23 protein-coding genes and 1 pseudogene are annotated in these 24230 nt (G+C 74.5%); 9 read left to right on the plus strand and 15 right to left on the minus strand.

Features of this window, described 5'->3' with window-relative positions:
• Nucleotides 1-34: 34 nt before the first annotated feature.
• Nucleotides 35-1399, minus strand: a complete 1365-nt coding sequence (locus ACFWW8_RS16695; RefSeq protein WP_386529269.1) for an erythromycin esterase family protein — start codon at nt 1397-1399, stop codon at nt 35-37.
• Between the two features lie 473 nt (nt 1400-1872).
• Here ACFWW8_RS16695 and ACFWW8_RS16700 point away from each other — a divergent pair, with 473 nt between their 5' ends.
• Entirely contained in the window at nt 1873-2820 is a 948-nt protein-coding gene (locus ACFWW8_RS16700; protein WP_386529272.1) for a nucleoside hydrolase, read from the plus strand.
• 307 nt (nt 2821-3127) lie between these two features.
• Nucleotides 3128-3430: pseudogene (locus ACFWW8_RS16705) on the plus strand (SDR family oxidoreductase); the annotation flags it as partial.
• A 153-nt stretch (nt 3431-3583) separates the two neighbouring features.
• Here the strand turns inward: ACFWW8_RS16705 and ACFWW8_RS16710 are convergent.
• Both ACFWW8_RS16710 and ACFWW8_RS16715 read right to left on the minus strand, forming a co-directional pair.
• Nucleotides 3584-3904, minus strand: coding sequence for an SH3 domain-containing protein (locus ACFWW8_RS16710; RefSeq protein ID WP_386529275.1), 321 nt, complete (start codon nt 3902-3904; stop codon nt 3584-3586).
• Nucleotides 3905-4317: 413 nt separating this feature from the next.
• Nucleotides 4318-4812 carry a PPOX class F420-dependent oxidoreductase gene (locus ACFWW8_RS16715; RefSeq protein WP_386529278.1) on the minus strand — a complete coding sequence of 165 codons (495 nt, stop codon included), beginning with the start codon at nt 4810-4812 and terminating at the stop codon, nt 4318-4320.
• Between the two features lie 429 nt (nt 4813-5241).
• Here ACFWW8_RS16715 and ACFWW8_RS16720 point away from each other — a divergent pair, with 429 nt between their 5' ends.
• The 4 genes from ACFWW8_RS16720 (at nt 5242) to ACFWW8_RS16735 (ending at nt 9927) form a co-directional block, all read left to right on the plus strand.
• On the plus strand, nt 5242-6672 hold the full coding sequence (locus ACFWW8_RS16720) for a hypothetical protein (protein WP_386529281.1): 1431 nt from the start codon (nt 5242-5244) through the stop codon (nt 6670-6672).
• Nucleotides 6673-7175: 503 nt separating this feature from the next.
• Entirely contained in the window at nt 7176-7670 is a 495-nt protein-coding gene (locus ACFWW8_RS16725) for a hypothetical protein (RefSeq protein WP_386529284.1), read from the plus strand.
• A 286-nt stretch (nt 7671-7956) separates the two neighbouring features.
• Nucleotides 7957-8820 (plus strand): SAM-dependent methyltransferase, encoded by an 864-nt coding sequence (locus ACFWW8_RS16730; RefSeq protein WP_386529286.1) that lies wholly within the window; start codon nt 7957-7959, stop codon nt 8818-8820.
• A gap of 3 nt (nt 8821-8823) precedes the next feature.
• Nucleotides 8824-9927, plus strand: a complete 1104-nt coding sequence (locus ACFWW8_RS16735; RefSeq protein ID WP_386529289.1) for a hypothetical protein — start codon at nt 8824-8826, stop codon at nt 9925-9927.
• An 84-nt stretch (nt 9928-10011) separates the two neighbouring features.
• Here the strand turns inward: ACFWW8_RS16735 and ACFWW8_RS16740 are convergent, their stop codons facing one another.
• The 7 genes from ACFWW8_RS16740 to ACFWW8_RS16770 form a co-directional block, all read right to left on the minus strand.
• Entirely contained in the window at nt 10012-11421 is a 1410-nt protein-coding gene (locus ACFWW8_RS16740) for a cytochrome P450 (protein ID WP_386529292.1), read from the minus strand.
• Nucleotides 11418-12038, minus strand: a complete 621-nt coding sequence (locus tag ACFWW8_RS16745; RefSeq protein ID WP_386529296.1) for an ATP/GTP-binding protein — start codon at nt 12036-12038, stop codon at nt 11418-11420. The genes ACFWW8_RS16740 and ACFWW8_RS16745 overlap by 4 nt, the downstream gene beginning before the upstream one ends.
• Nucleotides 12019-12378: a DUF742 domain-containing protein gene (locus ACFWW8_RS16750; RefSeq protein WP_386529299.1), complete on the minus strand. Its 360-nt coding sequence runs from the start codon at nt 12376-12378 to the stop codon at nt 12019-12021. The genes ACFWW8_RS16745 and ACFWW8_RS16750 overlap by 20 nt, the downstream gene beginning before the upstream one ends.
• A complete protein-coding gene (locus tag ACFWW8_RS16755) occupies nt 12375-12779 on the minus strand; it encodes a roadblock/LC7 domain-containing protein (protein WP_383919524.1) in 405 nt (134 codons plus the stop codon). Before ACFWW8_RS16755 ends, ACFWW8_RS16750 begins: the two co-directional genes overlap by 4 nt.
• A 6-nt stretch (nt 12780-12785) precedes the next feature.
• Complete coding sequence (locus ACFWW8_RS16760) at nt 12786-14312, minus strand: sensor histidine kinase (protein WP_386529302.1); 1527 nt, start codon at nt 14310-14312, stop codon at nt 12786-12788.
• A gap of 439 nt (nt 14313-14751) precedes the next feature.
• Complete coding sequence (locus ACFWW8_RS16765; protein ID WP_386529548.1) at nt 14752-16176, minus strand: sensor histidine kinase; 1425 nt, start codon at nt 16174-16176, stop codon at nt 14752-14754.
• Between the two features lie 100 nt (nt 16177-16276).
• A complete protein-coding gene (locus ACFWW8_RS16770; RefSeq protein WP_386529305.1) occupies nt 16277-16954 on the minus strand; it encodes a response regulator transcription factor in 678 nt (225 codons plus the stop codon).
• A 135-nt stretch (nt 16955-17089) separates the two neighbouring features.
• Here ACFWW8_RS16770 and ACFWW8_RS16775 point away from each other — a divergent pair, with 135 nt between their 5' ends.
• Together ACFWW8_RS16775 and ACFWW8_RS16780 are read left to right on the plus strand one after the other, a co-directional pair.
• Nucleotides 17090-17737, plus strand: a complete 648-nt coding sequence (locus ACFWW8_RS16775; RefSeq protein ID WP_386529308.1) for a hypothetical protein — start codon at nt 17090-17092, stop codon at nt 17735-17737.
• A 524-nt stretch (nt 17738-18261) separates the two neighbouring features.
• Nucleotides 18262-18789 carry a DoxX family membrane protein gene (locus ACFWW8_RS16780; RefSeq protein WP_386529311.1) on the plus strand — a complete coding sequence of 176 codons (528 nt, stop codon included), beginning with the start codon at nt 18262-18264 and terminating at the stop codon, nt 18787-18789.
• A gap of 49 nt (nt 18790-18838) precedes the next feature.
• On the opposite strand, the gene ACFWW8_RS16785 is transcribed toward ACFWW8_RS16780, so the two are convergent.
• The 5 genes from ACFWW8_RS16785 to ACFWW8_RS16805 all read right to left on the minus strand — a co-directional run bounded on the left by ACFWW8_RS16785 (nt 18839) and on the right by ACFWW8_RS16805 (nt 23366).
• Nucleotides 18839-19543, minus strand: coding sequence for a DsbA family protein (locus ACFWW8_RS16785; protein ID WP_386529314.1), 705 nt, complete (start codon nt 19541-19543; stop codon nt 18839-18841).
• A gap of 303 nt (nt 19544-19846) precedes the next feature.
• Nucleotides 19847-20677 carry an ammonia-dependent NAD(+) synthetase gene (gene nadE, locus ACFWW8_RS16790; RefSeq protein WP_386529317.1) on the minus strand — a complete coding sequence of 277 codons (831 nt, stop codon included), beginning with the start codon at nt 20675-20677 and terminating at the stop codon, nt 19847-19849.
• A 185-nt stretch (nt 20678-20862) separates the two neighbouring features.
• Complete coding sequence (locus tag ACFWW8_RS16795; protein WP_386529320.1) at nt 20863-21816, minus strand: hypothetical protein; 954 nt, start codon at nt 21814-21816, stop codon at nt 20863-20865.
• Nucleotides 21817-21970: 154 nt separating this feature from the next.
• On the minus strand, nt 21971-22366 hold the full coding sequence (locus ACFWW8_RS16800) for a hypothetical protein (protein WP_386529323.1): 396 nt from the start codon (nt 22364-22366) through the stop codon (nt 21971-21973).
• A gap of 145 nt (nt 22367-22511) precedes the next feature.
• Complete coding sequence (locus tag ACFWW8_RS16805; RefSeq protein WP_386529326.1) at nt 22512-23366, minus strand: class I SAM-dependent methyltransferase; 855 nt, start codon at nt 23364-23366, stop codon at nt 22512-22514.
• A gap of 448 nt (nt 23367-23814) precedes the next feature.
• On the opposite strand from ACFWW8_RS16805, the gene ACFWW8_RS16810 reads away from it, so the two are divergent.
• Entirely contained in the window at nt 23815-24090 is a 276-nt protein-coding gene (locus ACFWW8_RS16810; RefSeq protein ID WP_383919555.1) for an isoamylase early set domain-containing protein, read from the plus strand.
• Nucleotides 24091-24230 lie beyond the last annotated feature (140 nt).

Below are 24230 nucleotides of genomic sequence, written 5' to 3' on the forward strand. Positions count from 1 at the left end.
TGCGGTGAACTGAACCCGCTCCGGCTCGACCCGGCTACCGCGCGGCGGGAGCCGGGCCGCCCGGCAGCAGCCGGGCGGCGGTGATCCGGTGCAGGTGGATGACGATGTCGTGCGCGGACGCGAGCGCCACCGGGTACTCGGCTCCCGCGGGCCCGGTGTAGGCGGTGCCGATGCTCCGGGTGGTACGGGCCGTGGCGAGCCACGTACGGGCGGCGGGCGGGGCGCCGCGCAGGTCCAGGACGTAGTCGCGGTGGCCGACCCGGTCCAGGACGTACTCGTTGCCGCCGGGTCGCGCCGGACCCACGGTGTGGCGGCGCACCTTCCCGTCGTCGCCGGTCGCGTTGAACGCGCCCCGGTCGAAGGTCGTGCCGATGCTCACGTAGCCCGTGCCGAGCGCGTCGCGCAGGAAGCTGCCCTGCACCTTCGGGTACTGCGCCGGGTCGCGGGTCTCCAGGGCCAGGTGCGCGTTGTGCGCCGACAGCAGCACCTTGTCCCCGGTGTTCCTCTGCCACCAGTCGACGTTCTGGGCCATGACCGAGTCCCGGTAGCGCATGCAGGCCGCGACCTGCGCGGGGTCGGCGAAGTCGAAGGCGTAGCCCCTGGCCGTCTGATCGATGGCGGTGGCGTGCTGCACGGCCCAGGCGTATGCCTCCCCGTCGGCCACGGACCCGGTACCCGGGTGCAGCCGACCGAGCAGGGCCAGCGCGCGCCCGGTCCGGTTCGCCCTCTCCTGCCGTTCGGCCGGCGGCTTCGTCAGGTACGCGCTCATGTAGGCGTCGGCGGAGGTCGTCGGCCGCAGGCCGTCGTACAGCCCGGCCAGCTCCGGCAGGAGCTCGGGACGGGTCCGGGCGACGTAGTCGGTCGCCCGGTCGTAGAGCTCCGGTCCGGCGTAGGCGAAGTCGTCGCCCATGAACTGCACGGGATCCCGGGGGTGCTGGACGTTGTACGCGCGCATCCACCGCAGGAGGCCGAGGTATTCCTCGCTGTTCCACCAGACGTACGTGTTCTGGAACTCCTCGCGCATGATCTGCCGGACATCGCCCTTGCCGTGCAGTACGTAGTCGTTGAGCCGCAGTCCGGTGCTCCAGCTGCCTTCCAGGGCGAAGGTGCGGAATCCCTTCTCCTCGACCAGGTAGCGGAAGACGCGGTGCTTCATCGTGAAGAACTCGTGCGAACTGTGGGTGGCCTCGCCCAGGCCCACCACCCGGGCATCCCCCACCATCCGGCCCACGGGGCGCAGGTCGTCCAAGCCGCCGGTGGGTTCGGTGGTGCGCAAGGGGTGGGCGCCCCGTTCCAGGGCGGACACCGGCGACACCGCCGGGGCCGGGGGCGCTGCGGCGAGTACCGCCCCGAGCGCGAGGAGCAGCAGGGTGGAAAGCACGGAAGGGCGTTGTCTCATGCCCCCAGCCTCGTGGCCGGCGCCGGTCCCCACCATGATCCAGACCCCCGGCCCGGGGGTGGGGCTACCCCCACCTCCCGCCCGGACGCGGCGTGTCGACGGGTGGCTGTGGGGCCGCGGTCCGGTCGAGCGACACGGACGGCGGGGGTTCGGACGGCCGGGAAACCGGTAGGCCGCCGTGAGCCGTGAGCCGTGAGCCGTGACCCGTGACCCGTGAGCCCGCCGCCGTGAGCCCACCGCCGGGAACCGTGACCGCGGACCGCGGACCGCGGACCGCGGCCGTTCGGTCGGTCGGGCCCGCCGTCCGCGCGACCCGGCCGGATCCGGACCGTGCCGGGACCGCCCCGACGTATCGTCGTGCCGTGCCCGCGACCGACGGCGGGCGGCCCGGCCGGCGAAGGGCCCGGGGGTCCACCGCGGACGCCCGCCCGGAGGTGTCCGTACCGGCGTGGCCCCGACGAGGAGGAGCGCCCGTGCCCGTTCCGTTGATCATCGACTGCGACCCCGGGCACGACGACGCCCTCGCGATCATGCTGGCCGCCGCCGATCCCGCGGTCGACCTGCTGGCCGTCACCACGGTCGCCGGCAACCAGACGCTGGAGAAGACCACGCTCAACGCCCGCCGGGTCTGCACCGTCGCCGGGATCACGGACGTCCCCGTCGCGGCCGGCTGTGACCGGCCGCTGGTCCAGCCGCTGGCGGTCGCTGCCGACGTACACGGAGCCTCCGGCCTGGACGGGCCACGGTTCCCGGACCCCACCGTCGACGTGGTCCCGGAACACGCCGTGGACCTCATCCACCGGATCCTGACGGACCACCCGGAGCCGGTCACCCTGGTCCCCACCGCTCCGCTGACCAACATTGCCCTGCTGCTCACCCGCTACCCCGAGAGCGCCGCCCGCATCCGCGAGATCGTCCTGATGGGCGGCTCCACCGAACGCGGCAATCGCACGCCGGCGGCCGAGTTCAACATCCACACCGACCCGGAGGCCGCGGACATCGTCTTCCGCAGCGGGGTCCCCGTCACCATGTGCGGGCTCAACGTCACCCACCAGGCGCTGGCCACGCCCGAGATCCTGGCCCGCTTCGAAGCCCTCGGCACCGAACTGGGCGACACCTGCGCCGGACTCCTCGCCTACTTCGCCTCCGCCTACAACCGCCTCTGGGGCATGCCCCACCCGCCGCTGCACGACCCCGTCGCGGTGGCCCGGGTCATCGACCGGTCGATCGTCGGCTGCGTGGACGCGAACGTCACCGTGGAACTGCACGGGCGCTACACCCGCGGCGCCACCGTCGTGGACCTGCACCGGTACCTGGACCGCCCCGTGAACGCGCAGGTCGCCGTCACCCTCGACGCCGACCGCTTCTGGGACCGCATGATCGCGGCCGTCACGGCCCTCGGCTCATCCGGCACCACCTGACCGGCCGGGCCCTCGAAGGCCCCCTGCGCGAGCGGGCGCTGGGCATCTCCGGCACCCAGCTGTCGCCCGGCTTCACCGGTCGGCATGGTGCGCGGCGGCGTCATGACCGACACCCTGGCCGCCGCCCGACGACTGCGGGACTGCGCGCGGCCGCCTCGGTGATCGTGCTCCTCCTCGCCCCGGGCCGCTGCCCGGATCGCGCGCCCCAGCGGCCGCGCTGGACGTACCCGGCGGGTGACCGTGCCGGCGGACCGCTCGCGCTGATCTCCACCCTGTCCACGGCGGCCCAGCCCGGCTTCGGCGGGGCGGGCGTCCGGACCACGCCGCGTACGGGGCGACGAAGGCGGCCCACGCGCTCGGCCGGTCGCCGGCCGTCGCGCTCGCCCCGTACGGCACCGGCGTCGCGTCCGTGGCCCCCGGATTCTTCGACACCGAGGGGGTGGCCCGGCTGAGCGGAACCGACGGCGCGGCGATCCGGGCGCAGAGCCCCTTCGGCCGGGTCGCCTCGGCGGAGGAGGTCGCGGCGGCGGTGCCGCGGCTGGTGTCGCCGGGGGCGCGATGGGCGTCGGGAGGGGTGCTCGATCTGAACGGCGCCTCCCACCGGCGCATCCGACGGACCCCGGCGCGATCCGCCGCAGCCCGGCGGGTCCGGACGGCGGACGTGCACCCCGCAGCGCCGACGGCGCCGGGCACGACCCGCGGCCGGCGCGGTCGGCGAGGAGCCCCCGCCGCCGCGCGGCCACCCCCCGTCACGGATGGTGCGTCAGCACCACGGAACGACGGTGTAGTTGTGCACGTACCGGGCCGACACCCAGCCGCTCGGCTGGCCGTGCAGCCGGTACCAGACGTTGTTGCCCTCGACCCACTTCGCCTGGACCTGGCAGGACAGCCTGACCTTCTCCCACGGGCGCAGGGAGCCGACCACACGGGCGTTGGTCGTGGCGCCGGCGCGGACCTTGACACCGGCCGAGCTGACGACCAGGCCGTCGGCGTACGGTACGGCCGCCAGCGCGCCCCCGGCGAAGAGGACGGCGGAGGCGGCGGCCGCCGTACCCGCCACAGCGATCCTTCTGAACATGCGCATCTGCGTCTCCCCAACCTCACGACTCACCGGCGCGCACCGAACGCGGCCTTGGGGACGACCCTGCGCCGCCGTTCACCGTAGGGCCGTCCGGCACACCGCACGGTCCCTCGAACGGCGGAGCCACCGGCCCGGGGCGGGGAGCCCGCGGTTCGTCACCTGCAGACGGCCCGCGTGCCCACGGTGATGCCGCCCGCCGGAACGGCGGGGGTGCCCCGGAAGACTGCGGGCGAGGCTGTACGCGGTGGTGCAGTTCTCGGCGCCGCCCGTGGTCGCCGTGCCGGTCGACGTGCAGCTTTCGCTGCCTCGTACCAACCGCCCCTCGAACCAGTGGGTTTCACCTGTCGTGGAGACCCGGTCGTACGGCCGCACGTGCGGGGCCCGCCGTCCCGCTACGGGGGCGGGCCGGGCGGCGGTCAGCGGAGTGATGCGCCGTACACGTTGTCGACGGCGATCGTCACCAGCACCCTGCGGTCCGAGACCATGACGGAGCGGTACTCGTCCCAGTCCGGGTGTTCGCCGGCGGCCAGCCGGTAGTAGTCCACCAGCGCCTGGACCTCGGGGCCGTGCGGGTCGGTGCCCGGCCCGACGAGCGTCACCGTGCCCTCGGCGGTGGCCCACGTCCAGCCGTCCGGGCCGGTCACCTCCAGCGCGGCGCGCGGGTCGCGGCGCAGGTTGGCGGTCTTGGCGGTCCCCTCCGTCGTCGACACCCGGATGACCCCGGCGGCCCGGTCGTACGACGGCAGGACGGGGGAGAGCTGGGGGCGGCCGTCGGACTTGAGGGTTGCGAGGACCCCGAGCCGGCTGCCCGCGAGCAGCTCGTGCGGGTCGAAGGGCGCGTCCGCGGTGCCCGGGCCGCTCGCCGACTCCGTCGTGTCCGTCGTGTGCGTGGTATTCGTGGTGTCTGCCATGTGGGCCTCAACCCGGGTCCGGGTGCGACGTATTCCGGCAACCGGCGGCCGATTCTGCGGAACCGATTCTGCTCCGGGTCGTTGACGGGGTGGGTGCACCCGCCCGCTCCGGGTCTCCGTTCCCCGGAGCGGGCTCCTTGTTCCCCCCGGTCCCAGCAGCTCACCCGCGCCTCCGTGGGCGCCCTATGCGACCGGCACCTGCGGGGGCATCCCGCAACCGCTCGGACGGGCCGGGCCCGGCCCGCCGACCGCGCCATCCCCCTCGTCAGAGCCGCTCCACGGCTCGCTCGTTCAGGTGACGCCCCTCCTCCCCGCCCCGGCGGGGAGGAGGCCCGGTGCCAGGATGTGGCTCGCAGCGGACGCGGTAGCGGCGTGCACGTCCCCCGGTGACCGGGGAGGCCGCACCGCGCGGAACAGGGGGGCCCGGCGGTGACCGACTCCGTAACGGATGCCCAGGGCCGGACCATCGGCGCCGTGCTCCTCGTGATCGGATGGCTGGTCCTCGCCTGGGCGCTGACGGCGGCCCACGACGCGGCCACCGCCACGTACGCCGGACCGCCGGTGTGCGACGGGAAGGTGATGCGCCCGGGCGACGCGTGCCCCGGCACCGGCCCCCGCAACGGCACGTACGAGGAGATCGTCGCCTTCGGGACCGCACACGCGAAGGCGGACGCCTGGAACACCGTCGAGACCGCCGGGTTCGTCGGCGCGGGCCTGGTCTACGCCGGGGCGGCCACCGCCGGGGCCGCCGGCCGGCTGCGGGAGCCGCTGCGCAGCGGGCTCGTGGTCGGCGCCGGTACGGTGCCGATGCTGGGCGTCGCCGCAGCCCTCTGGCCGCTCCAGGACCGCGTGGAGGCGGCGTCGACCGTGCCGGTCGGCCTGTCGGGCGTCCCCGCGGCGGCCCTGACGGCCGCCCTGGTCGTCTTCGCCACGTCGGCCTACCTGGTGAGGGTCTGGGCGGCGCCCGGAACGGACGCGCTCCCGCCGGCGCAGGAGCGGGTCGCGGCCCTGCGGAAGGCCGCGTCCGCGGCCTTCGACCGGGGCGGGACGGACGACCCCTGGGCCGCCCGGAGGATCGCGGATCCGCTCCCGGTGCACTATCCGGTGTTCGTCGTACGCGGCGCACAGACCCTGGGAGCCGTGCTGTTCGCGGTGTCCTGCCTGCTCGGCGCCGCCCTCCGGACGGCTCCCGGTGACGCCGGCCTGCCCGGCTGGCTCCCCGCCCTCGGCGCGGGCGCCGGCGGTCTGCTGTTCACCGTCCACGGCGTGCGCTTCCCGGACCGCGGCTCCGGCCCGGTCCGCTGGGGGTACGCCGCGGCCGCTGTGGGCGCGCTGGCCGCCGCGGCGGGCGAACTGACGTCGCTGTCCGCGGTGACCTGGTCCGGCCTGCTGAACGTCGTGGTCTTCACCGGCGCGTTCTGGACGCTCGCCTCGTGGTTCGGCACGAGCCTGCCGAACCCGCCGGTCGCCGGCCGGATCGTGTACGCGGTCGTGGGCGTCACCCAGCTCCAGACCGCGGCCGTGGTGGCCACCGCGGCCCGTGCGCCCGCGTCACCGGCGGGGGCCGAGGCGGCGGCGTACGTCACCACCGTCGTCGTCCTCGCGTGGGCCTGCACGTCGTTCGACCGTGCCTCGAAGACCGAGGTCCTCGGCGCGGTGCCCCCGGCCGTCTCCGTCGCCTGCCTCGTCGCCTCGTCCCTGCTGCTGGCCGCCACCGCCTACCGCGCCGCCGTCGCGGACGCGGGATGGTTCGTGTGGGCGATCGCGGCGCTCAGCGCCCTCGTCAGCGCCGGCCACGCCTACGCGGCGGCCACCCGTGTGGCCGGTGCGGTCCGCTCCTCCCCGTCGAGCAGCGGCTGAGCACGGGCAACGGGGCCCGGGGCGATGGCGCCCAGGAGAGGAGGAGGGGGAGGGGAGGACCGGATGAGGCGGACCCGGGTGAGGCGGATCCGCCGGGTGCCGGCGGACCGGTCAGGACCGTCCGGAGCGGTCCCGCCGCTCGACCCGTTCCCATCCGGCCGGGGCCGGCGGGCGGGGCACCGTCCGGCCCGCCAGCACCCATTCCCGCTCCAGCCGGTCGTAGATCGGAGAGTCGGACTCGGTCCATGCCGCCCCAAGCGGTCGCGGGCCCCCGGTGGTCGCCCGCGCCGCGAACATCGTCTCCTGCATGCCGGAACAACGATTCCGCGCCCGGGGACGTGGCGGCACGTGACCGTTTCGTCACCACCCGGCCGGCACCGTGCCGCGAAAGGGCGGCACGCGCCGTCCGGCGCCGTGCTGATCCGCGACAGTCGCCCCGGACACCCGCCCGATGGGAGATCATGCAGGCGCCGGGACGCTCGCGGGGGACTGAAGGGATACGGATGCCCACCACACCGGACACCGGAGGGGTCGACCTCGGGGAGCTCGTCGCGCACGCCGCCGCCGAGCAGGGCGGCGCGCTGTGGCGGCTGCGGGACGGCGACCGCCAGCTCGACGCCAACGTGGTCCGGCTGCCCCCCGGCGCCGAAGTCGCCCCCCACACGGAGGCCCACCTCGACGTCCTGCTCGTCGCCGTCGCGGGCGCCGGCCGCCTCACCCTGGCCGGTACCGGGCGCGAGCTGCGCCCCGGGTCCGTCGCCGTCCTGCCGCGCGGCGCAGAGCGCGGGCTGGCGGCCGGTCCGGACGGGCTGGTCTTCCTCACCGCCCACCGGCGCCGGGCCGGGATGGGCATCGGCCGCCCTCCCCGCCCCGACGACGCCGTGCCGTGCGCCCTGCACCTCGTCTGCGGGCAGTGCCACCACCACGCGATCGAGGCCGACGCGCGCTTCTGCAGCCGCTGCGGCACCCCACTGGCGCGCCGGACCCCGGGCGGCTGACCGGCAGCGACCCGGACATCGGGACGCGCGTGCGCCTGCGGTCCGCGCCGGCGCACGCCGGAGCATCAAGAGAACGGTTTCTTCGCGGACTCCAGAGACTTGTGCTGTCCGGGTGGGCTGACGCGAAGCAGGAGAAGTGCCACGATGATCCGTGCTTCAACAGAGTGCCGGGACGGCGCGCGGGGAAAGCGGCGGCGCAGCACGCCCTGGCAGCCCTACGCCACGAAGGGGCGGACACCACATGAGCGTTTCACCATTCGTATCGTCCTTAGGCGGCGGTCAGTCCGTGAGCGACGACGACAAGGTGCGGCTCTACTACAGCCGCAAGACCAAGGACATCCTCCACAAGTACGGCCCGGGTCCGCGCGTGCACTTCCACGTGGGACTGTTCGCGGCCGGGGCCCATCCCTACACCACCGTGGCCCAGGGCGAACTCAAGCAGCGCATGGTCGACTCACAGGAGGCGATAGTCGAGCACGCCGCCCGCTCCTGGGGCGCGTACGAGAAGCCTCCCCGCCGGGTCCTGGACGTCGGCTGCGGCCTCGGCGGCTCCTCCCTCTACTGGGCCCAGGAACACGGCGCGTCCGTCACCGGGCTCACCATCGCGGCCGAGCACGTGCCGATCATCTCGCGCTTCGCGGCCCAGGCGGGGGTCGGCGACCGCGTCACGCCCGTGCTGAGAGACGTGCACGACCTGGACGAGACGCACGCGTACGACGCCGCCTACGCGAACGAGAGCAGCGGCTACACCGACCGCGCCCGGCTCTTCGAGGTCGTCGCCCGGGCGCTCCGGCCCGGCGGATGGTTCGGGATCCAGGAGCACTTCGTGGTGCGTCCCGAGACGCGTGCGTTCATCGACGGCTACTACCGGACGCGCCTGGGGACGCGCGCGGAGTACCTGGCCGCCGCCCGGGCGGCCGGCTTCGAACTGGAGCAGGACGAGGACGTCACCGACCGGGTGGCGGAGTTCTGGGTGCAGTCCATGGCGTGGAACACCGCCGAACTCGACCGCCTGCGCGCCGGCGCCCCTCCGTCGACCTGGACGGCCGAGCGGCTGGGGGAGTCGACGATCGTGCACAGCAAGCTCTTCCGGATCTGGCGCGACCACGCGATGGAGACGCGGCTGCTGCGCTTCCGGATCGGGGGCTGAGCCGTGGAGAGCGGGGAACCGGTACGCCCGTCCCGCATCGGCGCCGAACTACCGCCGTTCTACTGCCCCTTGGAAAGGGACCTGGTCCACCCCGAGGCCAAGGAGGTGGAGGCCCGTGCGGTCGCTTGGCTCGACGCGTTCGGCCTCTACCCCGACCCGGTCGAGCGCGCCTGGGGGCTGGCCACGCACAGCGCCGACTTCTCCTGCCGCATCGTTCCCCGGGGCGACACCGAGGCGGTCCTGCTCTTCACCGAGTGGAACTACTGGGCCAACGCCGTCGACGACTGGCAGGACTCGGGGGCCGACGAGGTGCGGACGGCCGCCGTCGCCGACCACGGCGTGCGGCTCCTGCGGACCCTGGAGAACCCCGGCGCGGGGGTCCTGCCGGACGGGCCCGTGACCCGCGCGCTGGCGGACCTGGTGCGGCGCACCCACGCCATGCTGAGCCCGTTCGAACTCCGCAGGTTCGTCGAGGGCACGCGGGACTGGCTGCTCGGCGCCGCGTGGCAGGCGGCGCAGGCCGAGCGCGGGACGATGCCCGCGCTGAACGACTTCGCCGCCATGGGAGGGCTCGCGAACGGCACCCGCTTCTCCCTGACCTGGTCCGACGTCGCGGGCCGGGTCCGGCTGCCTGCGGACACGCTCTACGCGCCGGCCCTGCAGGCACTGACCGACGCGGCCGGCTTCGTCGTCAGCGCCGACAACGACCTGTTCTCGTACGACAAGGACGACCACCTGGAGCCGTGGGAGGTGAATCTGGTCAACGTCATCGCCCACGGGGAACGCTGCTCGCCGGCCGAGGCGGTTCCGCTCGCCGTGGCCCTGCGCGACCGGGTGCTGGGCCTGTTCCTCAGGTTGCGGGCCCGGCTCGCGGACGGGGCCGACGAGCCGCTCGCCCGTCACCTGGAGGCGCTGGGCCACTACGTGGCGGGCTGCATCGCCTGGCAGAGCCGGGCACCCCGGTATGCCAGCCCGCGCAACCGGCACGAACTCCCCCTCCCGGGGGCGCGATTCACGATCCGGTACGCCGACCTGCCCAGCCACGCCGGTACGGGTCCGCCGCCCCTGCCGGCGCTCGCCCGGTGGTGGGACCAGGAGAACGCCTAAGGAACGCCTGAGGAACGCCGAGGGCCCCGGCCGGTCATGGCAGGGGCCCTCGGTCTCCGGGACGGCGCCGGCCGGGGGCGCCGGTCAGCCCAAGCCGATGAGGCGCCGCCACCAGCTGGACCTGCGCCGGTGCTGGGCCGGCACGTGGGCCGGCCCGGTCACGGGCCGCGGCGGGACCGGGACGTGCGCGGGATGGCCGGAGGGCTGCTCCGGATACGGGTACGGGGAGTCGGCCGTGTCCTGGACGGGGCGGGGCGCGAACCGTACCGGCAGCGACAGCAGGTGACGGGACATCAGGGTGCCCCGCCAGCGAAGGTCGTCCGCGGCGACGGCGAGCTGGAGATCGGGCAGGCGGTCGAGCAGCACCTCGATGCCGGTGTCCGCGATGGCGCGGCCGATGTCCTGCCCGGGGCACTCGTGCGGCCCGCTGCTGAAGGCGAGGTGCGAGCGGTTGCCGTGGACGGACGCGTCGGGGTCGGGGCGGATCTGCGGGTCGGTGTTGCCCGCGGCCAGTCCCAGCAGGACCATGTCCCCCGCCTTGACCTGCTGTCCGCCGAGGAGGGTGTCCCCGGTGGCCCAGCGCCCGATGATGGTGTTGATCGGCGGCTCGTCCCACAGGACCTGTTCGAGCGCGTCGGGCAGGGTCAGGTGGCCGCCGGAGAGGCTGGCGCGGAACCGCCGGTCGGTCAGCACGGTCCGCAGGGTGTTGGCGATCAGGTTGGCGGTGGTTTCGTACGCCGCGATCAGCACCACCCTCAGGTGCATGAGCACCTCGGTGTCGCTCAGGTTCGCGGGGTGCTCCAACAGCCACGAGGCGAGGTCGCGGGCGGGCTTGGTCTTCCGTTCGCCCACCAGCTGTTCCAGGGTGGCCGTCACGTACCGGTCGCTCTCCAGGGCCGTCTCGGTTCCCTGCAGCATGTCGCGCGCCGCGTTGACGAGGCGGGGCCCGTGCTCGTCGGGCGCTCCGACGAGCTGCGTCATCACCAGCATCGGGAGCTGGTCGGAGAAGGCGGAGACCAGGTCGGCCTGCCCGTCGGCGGCGATCCGGTCGACGAGCTGGTTGGCGAAGCGGGTCACGTAGCGGCGGATGCCGCGCTTGTCGAACCGCTGCAGCGATTCCACGACGGCCCCGCGGAGCCTCTCGTGGACCGGACCGTCGGTGAAGTTGCACACCGGCACCCAGGTGACCATGGGACCCAGCGGGGTGTCGGCGGGGACCCGGCCCTCCTTCAGGTCGCGCCACACCCGCGGGTCGCGGGCGAACCGCGACGGGGTGCGGGCCACGTCCAGGTTCTCGCGGTGGCCGAGGACCAGCCAGGCCGGGAGGTCCCCGCTGACCAGGACCGGGGCCACAGGGCCGTGCTCGGCCCGCAGCTTCTCGTACAGGCCCATCGGGTCGGCTTCCGCCTCCGGCCCGTGCAGCCGGTGCAGGCCGCCCGCGGCCGCCGGGGCGTGGGCCGGGCACTGGGGCGGCGGGATCGGGTTGGTGCTCACATTGCCTCCGGGGTTGCTGCCTGGGAGTGCAGGTAGCGCATGAGGGTCAGCAGGACGTCGCGGGACGAGTCGCGCCGCCTGGCGTCGCAGGCGAGGATCGGGACCGCGGCGGGGAGGTCGAGGGCCTGGCGCAGCTCTTCGACCGGGTGCTCGGGCGCGTCGGGGAAGGAGTTGACGGCCACGACGAAGGGCACGCCCCGCTCCTCCAGGCGGCCGATGACGTCGAAGCTGATTTCGAGCCTGCGGGTGTCGAGGAGCACGACCGCGCCGAGGGCGCCCTCGAAGAGGCCGCGCCACAGGAACCAGAACCGCTCCTGGCCGGGCGTGCCGAAGAGGTAGAGCACCAGCTCGTCGTTGATGCTGATGCGGCCGAAGTCCATGGCCACCGTCGTCGTGGTCTTGCGTGCCACACCGCTCGTGTCGTCGACGCCGACGCCCGCCTTCGTCATGGTCTCCTCGGTCGTCAGCGGCTTGATCTCGCTGACCGCACCGACCATGGTCGTCTTGCCGACGCCGAAGCCGCCCACGACGACGACCTTGACGGCGGCGGCCGCCGACTGCGGGAGTATGTCCTCGCTCCGGGGCCCGGCGGGCGCGTCAGAGCTTCTGTAGTCCATCGATCACTGCCTCGATCAGAGCAAGGTCGGGAAGTTGGGCGGCGGGCACCGGCGGACGCACGAACACCCGCTTCTCGGTCAGCAGGTCGCTGACCAGCACGGTGACCGCGCTCACGGGAAGACCGGCGTACGCGGAGATCTCGGCCACCGACAGCGGCGCGTGGCACATCCGCAGGATCGCGGCGTGCTCCGGCTGCATCCCGGGCCTGGCCGCGGCCTTCGCCACGACCAGGGTGACGAGGTCGATGCGGGTCGCGCTGGTCGGCCCGCTGCGGCCGCCGGTGATGACGTAGAGCCGTTCCGGGCTGGCTTCCTCCCAGCCGGGCGGCGGCTGCCTCACGCGAGCTGCCCGTCATGTCGGGGCGGGCTGCTGAGGTGCTCTCCAATCCGGCTCACGAGGGCCCGCATCTGCGCCCCCATCAGGCCGGCGTCCACGCCCTCGTCGGCCAGGACGGCCAGGTAGGACCCGTCGCCCGCGGCCATGAGGTAGAAGAACCCGCCGTCCATCTCGATGACGACCAGGCGCATCCGGCCCTTGGAATGGGGCAGTTCCGCGGCCACGGCCCCGGCCAGGCTCTGCAGGCCCGCGCAGGCCGCCGCCAGCCGGTCGGCCGTGTCCGTCTCGGCCCCGAACTGCGCCACGCACAGGCCGTCGGCGGACAGCACGATCACGTGCCGCGTCTGCGGCACTCCGGCGGCCAGGTCCTTGAGCATCCAGTCCATGCTGCTTCGCTGTGTCATCACTGCTTACGTCCCTTTGGTCGCTGTGCCCGACGGGTCCTCGCCGCCCTGGCCGGGCAGGCCGGACAAACCGCTGTGGAAGGCCTCCAGCCACATGCCGGGGGCCGCGTCAGGCGCGGTCCGCGGTGCCGCGGCGTACGGGGCGTCCGGAGTGCTGGCACGGTCCTTGCGGCGCCGCTGCGGCAGACCGCCCGCGGTGCGCTCGCCCACCTGCACGGTGTCTTCCTCGACGGCGGGCCGGTACCTGGCCGGCCCCACCGGCCCGGCGGCCGGCGCGCGTACCGCGGAATGGTCGGCGGGGTGCTCCCGCGGGGCGGGGGCGGCGGCCCTCGGACCGGAGGAGGCGCCGATGCCGTGGGCCAGACCGGTCGCGGCCGAGGCGCTGGTGATCAGGTCCTGCGGCACGATGAGCACCGCCCGGACCCCGCCGTACGCGGAGGAGCGCAGAGCGACCTGGAAGCCGTACGCCTGCGCCAGCCGGCCGACCACCGCGAGGCCGAGCCGGGGCGTCTCGCCCAGGTCGTTGAGGTCGATGCCGGTCTGGGCCTGGGCGAGCATCTGCTCGGCCCGCTTGCGGGCCTCCTCGCTCATGTTCACCCCGCCGTCCTCGATCTCCACGGCGATGCCGGACTGGACCTCGACGGCCGTCAGGTGGACGCGGGTGTGCGGCGGGGAGTAGCGGGTGGCGTTGTCCAGCAGCTCGGCGAGCGCGTGGATCAGCGGCTCCACCACCGGCCCCACGACGGCGACTTCGGAGACCGAGTGGAGCTCCACCCGCTGGTAGTCGATGATCCTCGACATCGCCCCGCGCAGGACGCTGTACAGGGTCACCGCCCTGCTCCACTGGCGGCCCGGGCGCGCCCCGCCCAGTACCGAGATGGAGTCGGCGAGCCGCCCGACGAGGGCGGTGCCGTGGTCCAGGCGCAGCAGGTCGCCGAACACGTCCGGATTGCGGCCGTGCCGGTCCTCCATCTCCCGCATCTCCTGGGCCTGCTGGTGGACGATCGCCTGCACCCGGCGGGCGATGTTCACGAAGGCCCGCTGCGCCGAGTCGCGCAGGTTCTCCTCGGCGTCGACCGCGTCGACGACCCGGGCGAGCACGCTTTGCAGAGCCGCTCTGAACTGCGGCGTGAGGGCCGGGTCGTTGCCCCAGCGGTTGCCGTACCCGCCCCGCCCGCCGAGGGAGTTCAGCACCTCTTCGGGGAACTCGCCCTTGCGCAGCCGCTCGATGGCCTCCCGCAGGACGACGTCGGACAGGTGCACCGTCTCGGCCTCCTGCCGGGACAGCGCGTGGTGGAGGGCGGCGACCTGGTCGCGCTGCGCCTCCATCGCCCGGCCGCGACGCACTGCCTCGCAGAGGGCCACGACGGTGCAGGCGGTCCCGATGGCGACCCAGGCGGTCCGCGAGGGGCCCGAGGAGGTGATGAGGGCTCCGGCGAGGGAGACGACGGCCACGGCCGCGATCGTGGGCAGCAGCCGGCTTATCCCGCTCTCCGAGCGGGCGGCTTTGCGTCGGAAGTTTTCTTGCGCCATCAAGTTCCTCGAACCATCGAAAGAGGGGATTCCTATGACCGGTGGGCGAGCATAACGGCGTCCAACTCGCGTTTTCCGGACTTTCGTTGGAGTTCATCGGACCGGAGGAACGAATACGGGCCATTGTCGACACGCAGATGATTCGAGGTCGCCCCGTACGCTTCGGCAAAGGCGGAGAAACCAGTGGTCCGGTGTGTTTCATTCGAACGTGAGAAGCTTTTTCGAACATGGATTCCGGGTAATTCCGGCCGCAAGCCCGCCGCGCGGACGGGCTCGTGGTGGTGCGTCAGCGCCCCGCTTGTGCATACCGGGTGGCCGCGCTCGACGAGGAGCCGGGCCGGTCCGGAGCGACGGGCCGGCCCGGCCGTCCCGGGACGCCGTCCCGCGGGCCGCTGCCGGGTCGCGCTGCCGGATCAGGGCGCCGGGTCAGGGGGTCGGGTCAGGGGGTCGGGTCATCGCGGACGTCGGCCGGCGCGGTCCGGCCGCGTACCGGGGGGTGGTCGTGCGCCGGGAGGCGGACGACGAGCCGGGCGCCCCGGGGCGCCGGTTCGGCGGTCACGGAGCCGCCGTGGTGGGCCGCCAGGTCACGCACGATCGCTAGCCCCAGGCCGGCCCCGCCCTCGTCACGGCTCCGCGCGTCGTCGAGGCGGGTGAACCGCTCGAAGATCCGCTCCCGTTCGACGGCGGGAATGCCCGGCCCGTCGTCGACGACCTCCAGGACGGCGGCCGGTCCCCCCGGCCCGCCGGCCGTGCGCAGGACGACGTCCACCCGGCCCTCGGCGAACCGCTGCGCGTTGTCCAGCAGGTTGGTGACGATCCGGGTCAGCCACGGTTCGTGGCCGGCCACCCGGACCCCGGGAGCGAGGTCCGTACGGACCCCGACCCGGTCGCCGGCACGGGCCGCCACGGTGTCCCGGACCAGGGCGGTCAGATCCAGGGGAACGGCCGGTACGGGCTGGGCGGCGTCGATCCGGGCCAGGAGCAGGAGATCGGCCGCGAGGTGCTGGAGCCGCTCGACGTCCTGCAGCGCGCCGCCGATCAGCTCGGGCCACAGCTCCGGGTCCCGGACGGCGAGGGCCACCTCCAGCTGGGTCCGCAGCACGGTGACGGGGCTGCGCAGCTCGTGGGACGCGTCGGCGATGAACCGCCGTTGCCGGACCCCGGACGCCTCCAGCCGGTCCAGCGTGGCGTTCATCGTCTCGGCCAGGCGGGCCACTTCGTCGCGGGTGTCCGGCACCGGAACCCGCCGGCTCAGGTCCCGGTCCGAGATCGCGGCGACCTCCGCGCGGATCTCCTCGACCGGACGCAGCGCCCGGCCGGTGACCCGCCAGGTGACGAGGGCCACGGTGGCGAGGAGCAGCGGCAGACCGAGCGCCAGCGCGGCAGTGGTCGTGTCGTCGGCGGCGTCGACGTCGCGCAGCGAGGCCCCCGCGTAGACCATGACGATGCCGTCGGGCGTGTCGACGACGACCTGGGCCACGCGCTGTCGGTGCCCGTCCGCGAGCGGGAAGACGTTCCTGGTGCGCAGCCGGGTGCCCGGGCGGGCCGTTCCGGCGGTGGCGAGCGGGGGAGCCCCGAGCATGTTGGGGCTGGACATCAGGACGCGGCCGTCGGCGGACACCACCTGGAAGAAGTCGGCGCCGGGCGCGAGGGCACGGACCCTCCCCAGGTTGCCGACGGCCGCGAGCCCGGCCACCGACTCGGCCTGGCGCCGTGCGTCGTTCTCCGCGTTGCGCAGCAGGTCCCGTTCGAGCAGCCCGACCAGGGCGGACGAGGCCAGGGCCAGCGCCGCGGCGACCACGGCGGTGGCACCGATGGTGGCCCGGGCCCGGACGGTGGCCGGCCACCAGCGCTGCCGCGGCAGCCACCGCGGTACGCAGCGCCGCGCGCGGAGCCCCGGGACGCGAAGGCCGAGGAGACGGAGCCCCGGGCGCGGGGTGCGGGGAGCGGGGCCGGCCGCGGGGTCAGCCACCGTCGGCCGCCAGCCGGTATCCGGCTCCGCGCACGGTCTCCAGGGCGCACCGGCCGAACGGGGCGTCTATCTTGCGGCGTACCGCGCTGACGTGGACCTCCACGACGTTGGGGTCGCCGTCGAAGGCGCTGTCCCACACCTGCTCCAGGATCTCCCGCTTGGGCACCACCTCGCCGGGCCGCCTGGCGAGGTACTCCAGGACGGCGAACTCCCGCGCGGTCAGCCTGATCTCCGTACCGGCGCGGGAGCAGACGTGCCGGGCCGGGTCGAGCGTGAGGTCGCCGAACTCCAGGACCTGCGGGCTCCGTCGTCCCGTGCGGCGGCCGAGGGCACGGAGGCGGGCGACCAGGACGAGGTACGAGAACGGCTTGGAGAGGAAGTCGTCGGCGCCCGTGTCCAGGGCCTCCGCCTCGTCGTATTCGCCGTCCTTCGCCGTGAGCATCAGGATCCCCGCCTCGTTGCCCGCCGCGCGCAGGCGGGCACAGACCCGGTAGCCGTTGAGGCCGGGCAGCATGATGTCGAGGACGATCAGATCGTAGACGTGCTCGGTCGCCATCCACAGCCCCTGCGGTCCGTCGAACGCCACGTCGACGGTGAAGCCCTCCGACTGGAGGCCCCGCTGCAGTGCCACGGCCAGCCGCCGTTCGTCCTCCACCACCAGTACGCGCATGCCGAACAGGGTCTCAGGCCCGGCCGCGCGCTTGCTGAAGGGGTCTTCAGGCGGCTTCAGGTGAGCTTCAGGGTGCGCTCCGCACGCTCTGCACGAACCGGGCGCGGTGCCCGGGTGTCCTGAGGAGTCACAGGTATGTCTGAGTCCGTCCCGCCGTCGCAGCAGCCCGAACGCGGCCCCGAGCCGACGCCCGAGCCGGCGCCCGTACCCGCGCCGGTGCCCGCCCCCGAGCATGCTCCCGGAACCGGCTTCCCGGGCCGGAAGGGGCCGGCCCGCCTGGTGCCCCGGCGCAGGGGCGCCCGCTGGGCGGCGCTCGGGGCGGCCGCGGTGCTCGTCGCCGGCGTCGCGGTCGCGGCGGTGGGCGTGGCCGACCGGCACTCCGACTGGCGTCCCGTCGGCGCGCGCGAGTTCCGGGTCTCCTACGAGGGCGGCGACCGGCGCGGCGGCCCGGGCGCGGGCGAGCGCCGCGCGGTCGAGCGGGGCGAGCGGACGCAGCCGGGGGTACCGGCGCCGCGCGACGGGTCCGGCGACGGCGGCCCGCGACCGGAGCGGCCGAAGGGGGCACCGGCGCCGCTGCCGTCGCTGGGGATCGCGGATGCGGCCGGGAAGGCGGCGGGAGCGGTGGACGGAGGCAAGGTGGAGAGCCTGCGGGTGGTCGGCCAGGAGGGCGGCGGCAGCGCATGGGCGGCGGTGGTCCTCGGTCCCGACGGCGTCCGGCACGCCGTCACCGTGTCCGGTACGGACGGCACGGTCACCGGCAACACCGTGATCTCCGGACGGTAGCGCCGGGCGGCGGCTCAGGCGGTTCACCCCCGGTTCCGGACGCACGGAGCCAGCGGGCCCCGGAGTCGCACGGCCCGGGGTCCGGACGGGACCGGTCTGGTGCGGGGCGGTGCGGTGAGCGAGGGGAAGGGCACGGCCACGTCGTTAGCCGAGCCTGGCGGCGCACACCGTCTGCGCCGGGTGACGCCCCTGATCGTGGGCACCGCGAGGACGCGTGGGACGCGGCAAGCTCAGGATCTATCTCGGCGCGGCGCCCAACGCGAGCGGCGTCCCGGTGCTCACGCGCGTGCTCGACGCCCGCTGACGCGGCGCCCGCTCGGACGGCACTCGCGGATATCGGCGCCCGGCGGCGCGCCTGCGCGTGGGACCGCCCCGGGGCGCGCCGTGCCGCCGCGCCGCCCCCCGGCACGGTCACGCCCGGGGGCTCCGTTCGGCGGATCCGGGGCGGGTTCGGGGTCCGGGGCGCCCGCAGTGGATACGGATGGGGGAGTCGCTTCGTGTCCGGCCAACCCAGGGAGACTCCGATGAGCTGCATCAACCGACGTGACCTCGCGCTGCTGGCGCTGCGGGCCGGGACCGGGGCCGTCCTGGTGGCGCACGGTACCCAGAAGCTGTTCGGGTGGTTCGGCGGCGGCGGCCTGGAGAAGACCGCGGCCGCGATGGAGCACATGGGCTTCACCCCCGGGCGGCACAGCGCCGTCGCCGCGGGTCTCGGGGAGGCCGGCGGCGGGGCGCTGCTGGTGCTCGGCCTGGCCACCCCGGCCGCCGGCGCCGCGGCGGCGGGAGCCATGGCGGGAGCGGTGGCCGTGCACGCCCCCGCCGGGTTCTTCGCCCAGGGCGGCGGGTTCGAGTACCCCGCCTTCCTCGGGTTCACCGCGGCCGCCATCGGCCTCGCCGGCGCGGGCCGGTACTCCCTCGACCACGCCACCGGCCACGTCTTCGACCGGTCCTGGATGCTCGCGCTGGCCTTCACCGGCAGCGCGCTGGCGGCCGCCGCGGTGGTCACCAAGCGTGCGCAGGCCGCGCCGGCGGACCCCGGGCCCGAGGCCTGACCGCGCCGGGCGCACGAGGCGGGGCGGGCAGCGCGGCGGACCCGCCCGATCAGGCCGCGGTCCCGGCCTCCCGCTTCAGCCGCCGGGCCAGGCGGTCGGGATCGGAGTAGAGGTCGGACCCGGTCGGGATCAGCACCCCGTTGATCTCCATGGCCGGGGTGCCCCGCACGGGGGAGGCTTCGAGCGCGGCGGCGGAGGCCTCGACGAACCGCCGGTGCGCCGTGTCCCGTACCGCCGTTTCGAAGGCCGGACCGCGCAGGCCGTCGACCATCCCGGCCAGGGTGAGCAGTCCCTCCTGCGTGATGCCGCCGGGCCCGCGCACCTTGTCGTGGTAGCGGTAGAGCCGGTGGTGGTACGCGTCGAACCTGCCCTGGTCCAGGGCGGCACGCAGCGCGTTCACGGCGAGCTTCGACCCGGGTCCGAGGAAGGAACCCAGAGTGATCCGGAGCTGCAGCCCGCCGTTGCGGACCGCGCGCTTGAGGTAGGGCCCGGAGCCCTCCGTCTCGAACTCCGCACAGGCCGGGCAGCTCGGGTCCTCGTACAGCCGCACGACGAGGGAGGCGCCCGGGTCGCCCAGCACGATGGTGGTGCCGTCGGCGGCCAGTGACTCCGGAGCCGATGGCGGCCGCCCGCCGCCCGGCGCCACGGCGAGCGGGCCTTCGTCGGCCCGCGGTTCGCCGCACGCGCTGACGGCCGACGCGACGGTGATGGCCGCGGCGGCGGCCAGGAAGCCGCGTCTGGTTCCGACCTGCATGGATGTACCCTCCCCTGGATCAACAGGGGCAGAGGCTACGCGGTCGGCGGGCGCCGCGCGCACCCGTTTTCCACCGCCTCCCCGCGCCTCGCCCCGGCCGGGTCCGGCGCGCGGGCTCGGGATCCGGCGCGGGACGGCGGACCCGGTGGCAGCGGAGCCCGACGCGGGAGACCGAGCCCGTGAAGCGCCCGAGCCCGGACGCGGACCCGCGGGCAACGACGCGGGCCGCACCGGCGTTGCCCGCACCTACCGGGAACGGGGCCGGGCAGGGCCCGCCCCGCTCCCGTCACCGCGCCGCGGCCGTCACGGGGCGATCGGCAGCTGACGCTTGTGCTCGGTGAGGCGGTAGCGGCGGACGATCGTGTCGAAGGCCTGCTCGGCGATCGGCTTGCCCTCCAGGAAGTCGTCGATGTCGTCGTACGTGACGCCGAGGGCGTCCTCGTCGGCCTTGCCCGGGGCGAGGGTCTCCAGGTCCGCCGTGGGGACCTTCCACACCAGCTCCGCGGGTGCGCCCAGCGCGTCGGCGACGGCGCGCACCCGGCGCTTGGTCAGTCCGGTGAGCGGGACCAGGTCGGCCGCGCCGTCGCCGAACTTCGTGAAGAAGCCGGAGACGGCCTCGGCGGCGTGATCGGTGCCGACGACCAGGCCGTCGTGCGCGCCGGCCACCGCGTACTGGGCGATCATCCGCTGGCGGGCCTTGATGTTGCCCTGGACGAAGTCCTGGTGCCCGGCGTCCCGGAAGGCGGTGCCGCCGGCCAGGGAGGCCTCCAGGGCGGCGTCGCTCGCGGGCTTGACGTCCACCGTCAGCACCCGGTCGGCCCCGATGAACCCGAGGGCGAGCTGGGCGTCCTTCTCGTCGGCCTGGACCCCATAGGGCAGCCGCATGGCGTAGAACGTCGCGTCGTGGCCGGCCGCGCGGGCCCGCTCCACGGCGAGCTGGCAGAGCCGTCCGGCGGTGGTGGAGTCCACACCGCCGCTGATTCCGAGCACCAGGGAGCGCAGACCGGTGGAGGTCAGCCGCTCGGCCAGGAAGGCCGTCCGGCGCTCGATCTCCTGCTCGGCGTCGAAGGTCTGCGAGACCTGGAGTTCCCGGGCGATCTCCTGCTGAAGGGCGGTGGATGCCGGCCGGCTCACGGCTGCTCCTCGTGGTCGTTCGTCGATGGTGCGGGGTGCGCTGTCCCGCCGACCCTAGTCGAAGCCGCCGGACCGGGGTCCGGCGACCGCCGCCCCGGCTCCGGCGGCTGCCGGTCGTCCGCCGGGACACCGGTGCCGGACGACCGCCTGCGCCGCCGTCCGTCGGGCCCGCGGCGCGGCCGTCCTCAGGCGCCGGCCGCTATCAGCGAGGCGGCGAGCCGCATCCGTTCGTCGAGCTGCTTCTTCGCCCGGTCGAGCGTCTCGGCGTTCCGCTCGATGAGCTGCTTCTGGTAGGCGGTCTCGACCGCGTACCAGGTGCCGACCAGGTTGGTCCGCTCCTTGCAGTCCACGTCCTGCTTGGCGGTGGCGATCGCCTGCGGTCCGCTCAGGTCGGCGTCGCCGATGCCGCGCGGCGGGTCCATCGGGTTGTCGGCCGTGTATCCGTGCTCGGCCATGCACGCGCTCCACGCCGCGATCACCTTGACGACCCGGCTGTCCTTGCGGGAGCGGGTGAACCCGTCGAAGCCGAAGGAGTGCGGGACCATGCCGTCCACGGTGTCCGCGGTCGGTGCGTACAGCTTCAGGGTGCTCTCGCGCAGGCAGCCGCCCGCCGGGACCTTCTGCCCGCCGACGACCGTGGTCGCCGCGTCGGAGTTCTCCGCCTCCTCCTGGTTCATCGGAACGGGCTTGGACGGGTCCACCTCCAGTCCGTGCAGGACCAGTTGCTCGTTGGGGCCGAGGGACTGCCGCGGCGGCTTCGAGGCGCCGGCCATCCGGGGGTTCTCGTACCCGAGCCGGGCCGCCTCGGCAGCGTCGGAGAGTCCGTAGCGCCGGTTGTCGCCGGGCTTGTCCGCCGAGGGGGCCTTCCGCCGGAGCTGGTAGCGGAAGCCGTAGCGCCGCATGCACTGGTCGACGAGTACGTCCTGTGCCTCGTCGAGGATGCCGAGCTGACGCGCGTCCGGTACGTACGGGGCCAACGGGAAGGCCAGGGAGCGGGTTTCGAGCAATGCGGGGACCGCCCCGATCGCGGGTTCCGGTCCGGGGCCGTCGGTGCCCGACGGGGAACACCCGGTCAGCAGGAGCGTCAGCGCGACCGCGAAGGCGGTCGGTACGAGCGGCGCGGGGCGCGGCGGGAACATGGGGCTCCGATACGGGGACGGCCGGAACGCGGGCGCGGCCGCTCCGACCGGCGCTTGAGGGCGGAGCGGCCGACGCGCGTGCGCGGACCGGGCGGGAGGTCTGCGGGTTCTGTGAGGAATTACCGAAAGTGCCCGAACGGGCCCAGTGCCGCCCTTAGTTGAAATAGGCGGACGATATCGAGTTGGTGAAGGTCGCACTCGTGTTGCCGCGGGCGCCGGCGGCGATCGTGGCGCCGTAGCCGCTGCCCTTCCAGTCGGTGTGGATGCTCCACGAGTAGACGTCCCGGTTCGAATAGGACTCGGTCCAGTCGTTCGTCAGCTGGTACGCGCAGCTCTGTGAACCCTTGAAGAAGTCGTCCGCGAAGTTGCTGTCCGAGACGTTGAGGTCCAGGACCGAGTTCTGCTGGTTCGCGTAGCAGAACAGGCCGAACTCCCCACTGGTGAGCCAGCCGTCCTTGTCGGCGGCCGAGGCGGAGCCGGCCCCGGCGCCGAGGGTGGCGAGGAGCAGGCCGCCGGCCGCGGCGGTGCGCAGGGAGCTGCGGAGCTTCATCAGTCGTGCCTTTCGGTCGAACTGTCACGATGTCGGTGGGCGGGACGCCCGGCCGCAGCGGGCCGGGACATGACCGCGAAGAAGTGGATCACGCCGGCACCGGCCCCGCAACTGTCGCTGGGCCCAGGGGCATTGATTCCGGCCGTCAGGAACGCGGGGGGCCGTCCGTACCGGGATGGCGGCCCCAGGCGGTGATCATGCCGGGTGACAGGTCGGCGCAGTCGGACGAGTCGAGGTACCGGACGGCCGCGTCGATCGCGGCGTCGTCCACCAGCCCGGTCGCGGTCATCGCCCCCCTCGCGCGGTCCCAGGTTCCGGCCCAGAACCGGCTGATGGGGCTGCCGGGGGTCAGGGGCGGGACGTGGATCTCGGCGGCCACGCCGTCCAGCCCGGCGGTGCGCAGCAGCTGCGGGTACCGGGGTGTCCACGAGACGTCGGTGCCGATGGTCTCCCGCAGTCCCTGCCACATGGCTCCCATGGCCCGGGTGTACGGGGTCGCGGGCGCGGTCGCGCCGGTCAGGTCGACGGCGTCGCTCAGGACGAGCACCCCGCCGGGGAGGAGCAGCTCGCGGAAGCAGCTGATCAGGTGCTGCCGCGCGGGCAGGTGCATCAGGACGAAACGGGCGTGGACCAGGTGGAACCGGCCGGGATCGAACGCCGGGTCGGTGATGTCCGCCTCCAGGGTGTCGAGTCCCGGCTGGGGGCGGGCGGCGAGGAAGCGGACGTCGCGGTCGACGGCCAGCACGCTCGCGACGCCGGCCTCCCGCAGCAGCCGCCGTGCGACGCTGCCGGTGCCCGCTCCCAGTTCGAGGCAGCGCCGGCCGGGTCCGGCTCCGAGGCTCCGCAGCCGGGCGAGGGTGACGTCGTCGTACGCGAGCGCGCCGAGGTCGATGCGCTCGTCCTCCCCGGCCCGGTCGGGCGGGAACACCGCCGTGCCGTACTGGCCGGGGGCGGAGGCCTCCGGGCGGGCTCCCCCGCCGGACGGGACGTGTGCGCTCATGGACGGTCACCGCTTCCCAGGGCCGGGCGGACCCGGAGGGCGGTGGTGCGCAGGGTGTGCGTACGCGGTCGTGGGAGCAGGGTCACCACCCGTGGTGCCCGCGTTCCCAGTATGGCCGCGGGGCGGCCGGGCGACGACCGCTGCCGGTGAGGGCCCGGCGGGCGGCCGGCGCGACCGGCGCATCGCGGCCGCGCAGCCCGCTGCCCGCGGGGTGCGCGGTGCGCGGTCCGCGGTCCGCCGGACGGGTTGCGGCGGACGCCCGCTCCGCGTTTCGGCGGCCGCCCGGAACGCGGGCTGGTGTGGAGTGGGCGGGCTGACCGGCCCCGACCGTCCCGACGGCGGACACAGCGGGCAGCTCCCCGCCTCCCCGGCGCCGTCGCACGGCCCGGGGGCCCGGGGAGCGGCGCTGCGGGCCGTGTACCCCATACCGACCGGCGGGAGCCGACACGTGCTGGAACGCAAGCTGCGCAAGGACCACACCGAGGTCACCTTCGTCCTCCCCGCCGACTCCCCGCCCGGGCCGGTGAGCGTGGTGGGAGACTTCAACGGCTGGCAGCCCGGCGCGCACACGCTGGTGCCCCGCAAGGACGGCAAGCGCGCCGTCACGGTGGCCCTGCCCAGCAAGTCCGCCCACGCCTTCCGGTACCTGGCCGCGGGCGACTACTGGTTCAACGACGAGAGCGCCGGGGACCGGGAGGGTTCCAACAGCCGCCTCCACACCTGAGCCGCCGACGCCGGCCGGCCCTCCGGCCGCCGGGAGCGTGACGAAGCGGGCGTGGGGCCCGGGCACCCCCCCAGCGCCCCCCCCCCACCCACACCCCCCCCCCCCGAAAACAAAAAAAAAAAAAAAAAAAAACAAAACAA

It is taken from the genome of Streptomyces sp. NPDC058701 (assembly GCF_042715295.1).
Classification (GTDB): domain Bacteria; phylum Actinomycetota; class Actinomycetes; order Streptomycetales; family Streptomycetaceae; genus Streptomyces.

Coding starts and splice junctions, on each gene's coding strand:
- ACFWW8_RS16695 (WP_386529269.1), bottom strand. CDS start 1,399: ATGAGACAACGCCCTTCCGTGCTTTCCACCCTGCTGCTCCTCGCGCTC.
- ACFWW8_RS16710 (WP_386529275.1), bottom strand. CDS start 3,904: ATGCGCATGTTCAGAAGGATCGCTGTGGCGGGTACGGCGGCCGCCGCC.
- ACFWW8_RS16715 (WP_386529278.1), bottom strand. CDS start 4,812: ATGGCAGACACCACGAATACCACGCACACGACGGACACGACGGAGTCG.
- ACFWW8_RS16725 (WP_386529284.1), top strand. CDS start 7,176: ATGCCCACCACACCGGACACCGGAGGGGTCGACCTCGGGGAGCTCGTC.
- ACFWW8_RS16745 (WP_386529296.1), bottom strand. CDS start 12,038: ATGGACTACAGAAGCTCTGACGCGCCCGCCGGGCCCCGGAGCGAGGAC.
- ACFWW8_RS16755 (WP_383919524.1), bottom strand. CDS start 12,779: ATGACACAGCGAAGCAGCATGGACTGGATGCTCAAGGACCTGGCCGCC.
- ACFWW8_RS16760 (WP_386529302.1), bottom strand. CDS start 14,312: ATGGCGCAAGAAAACTTCCGACGCAAAGCCGCCCGCTCGGAGAGCGGG.
- ACFWW8_RS16770 (WP_386529305.1), bottom strand. CDS start 16,954: ATGCGCGTACTGGTGGTGGAGGACGAACGGCGGCTGGCCGTGGCACTG.
- ACFWW8_RS16775 (WP_386529308.1), top strand. CDS start 17,090: ATGTCTGAGTCCGTCCCGCCGTCGCAGCAGCCCGAACGCGGCCCCGAG.
- ACFWW8_RS16780 (WP_386529311.1), top strand. CDS start 18,262: ATGAGCTGCATCAACCGACGTGACCTCGCGCTGCTGGCGCTGCGGGCC.
- ACFWW8_RS16785 (WP_386529314.1), bottom strand. CDS start 19,543: ATGCAGGTCGGAACCAGACGCGGCTTCCTGGCCGCCGCCGCGGCCATC.
- ACFWW8_RS16795 (WP_386529320.1), bottom strand. CDS start 21,816: ATGTTCCCGCCGCGCCCCGCGCCGCTCGTACCGACCGCCTTCGCGGTC.
- ACFWW8_RS16800 (WP_386529323.1), bottom strand. CDS start 22,366: ATGAAGCTCCGCAGCTCCCTGCGCACCGCCGCGGCCGGCGGCCTGCTC.
- ACFWW8_RS16805 (WP_386529326.1), bottom strand. CDS start 23,366: ATGAGCGCACACGTCCCGTCCGGCGGGGGAGCCCGCCCGGAGGCCTCC.